General features: G+C 64.9%; 1 protein-coding gene. It reads right to left on the bottom strand.

Annotation, left to right across the window (positions count from 1 at the left end):
• Nucleotides 1-70 precede the first annotated feature (70 nt).
• Complete coding sequence (locus EOA23_RS34675; RefSeq protein WP_127307315.1) at nt 71-1,249, bottom strand: lytic murein transglycosylase; 1,179 nt, start codon at nt 1,247-1,249, stop codon at nt 71-73.
• Nucleotides 1,250-1,451 lie beyond the last annotated feature (202 nt).

The raw sequence follows: 1,451 nt of genomic DNA, 5'->3' as shown, positions 1-1,451 counted from the left end.
ATTCGAATAGTGCGTAAGCAAAAGAAGCGACGGGCAACTCTATTCGCTACTCTATATTCGCTATTCGCTCTCAGAGTTTCGCCAAAAGCTCCGGCGTCGGCCAGCCATCCACGGGCAGGCCAAGCCGCATCTGCTCCTTGCGGATCGCTTCGCGCGTGTTGGTGCCCAGGATGCCGTCGACCGTGCCGACGTCATAGCCCTTGGCTTCGAGCTTGGTCTGCAGCGCCTTCATCTGGTCGCCGCTCAAGCCCTGCTCGGGCGTGCGCGGGTCGAATTGCGGCGCGCCGGCAAACCGGGTCGCCATGACGGCCGCGGTGAGCGCATAGGTGAAGGACTGGTTCCATTCCAGATAAACGTCGAAATTGTCATAAGTCAGGAAGGCGGGACCCTTGCGGCCCATCGGCAGCGCCAGGCCGGCTTTCAGGCCGTTGTCGATGAGCGGGTTACCGTTGGGCTCGGTGACGCCCCACTCAGCCCACTGCGACAGCGGCAGCTTGTTGGTGCGACCGGTCTGGTCCCATGGCATCTCATCGGGGACGCGCACTTCCTGGACCCAGGGCTGGTCGCGCTTCCAGCCGCGCGACTGGATCTTGCTGGCCGTGGTCATGATGACGTCCGGCACGCTGTTCCTGAGGTCGACCTTGCCGTCGCCGTCGCCGTCAACACCGTGCGCCAGATAATCGGTCGGCAGGATCTGCGTCTGGCCGATCTCGCCGGCCCAGGCGCCCTTGACGTCGGCCGGCAACACGCCGCGGTCGATAAGCGTCAAAAGCGGCACCAATTGCTGACGGAAGAGCTGAGGCCGGCGGCAGTCATGCGAAAGCGTGACCAGCGCATTCAGCGTATGGAAGTCGCCCTGCACGGCGCCGAAGTCGGTCTCCAGCCCCCAGAAGGCGGCGATGACGGCCGGCTGGACGCCGAACTGCCTGTCGGAGCGGTCGAAGACTTCGGCATATTTCTTCAGATTGGCCGCGCCCTGCTTCAGGCGGTAGGCCGAGATCATCCGGTTGGAGAATTCGGTGAAAGTCTGGGTGAAGACGCCCTGGGCGCGGTCGCGCGCCAGCGCTCGCTCGTCGATGGTGGCGTCCTCCAGCGCGTCGAGCCCGGTTTCGCCGACGCCGGCCGCCTTGGCTTCGGCCGCCACGCTCTGTTTCCACGCCTCGAAATCGCCGCCGCATTCCTGCGCCGCCGCGGGCAGTGCAAACGCGCCGACAAAAAGCGCCGCCAGGATTTCAACGCGCAATCGCATCGCTTTCCTTTCGAGACCGGCGCATGACCTGATCGTGATCCCGGGTCGGGACCGCACAGGCGCATGCGAGGATTTCAAAGTCCAGGAGCCGCGCGAGGCACTCGCACGGGCGCGCCGCTCCGGTTTACCAGCGGTTGCATGTTTCGCCGCCCGCCGTGTCGAAAAGCAGGCGGGAAGGCCGATGTCAACGGGTGTTCTGCCG

It is taken from the genome of Mesorhizobium sp. M2A.F.Ca.ET.042.01.1.1, assembly GCF_003997405.1.
Classification (GTDB): domain Bacteria; phylum Pseudomonadota; class Alphaproteobacteria; order Rhizobiales; family Rhizobiaceae; genus Mesorhizobium.
This window is presented reverse-complemented; position numbering and strand designations above follow the sequence as displayed.

Coding starts and splice junctions, on each gene's coding strand:
- EOA23_RS34675 (WP_127307315.1), bottom strand. CDS start 1,249: ATGCGATTGCGCGTTGAAATCCTGGCGGCGCTTTTTGTCGGCGCGTTT.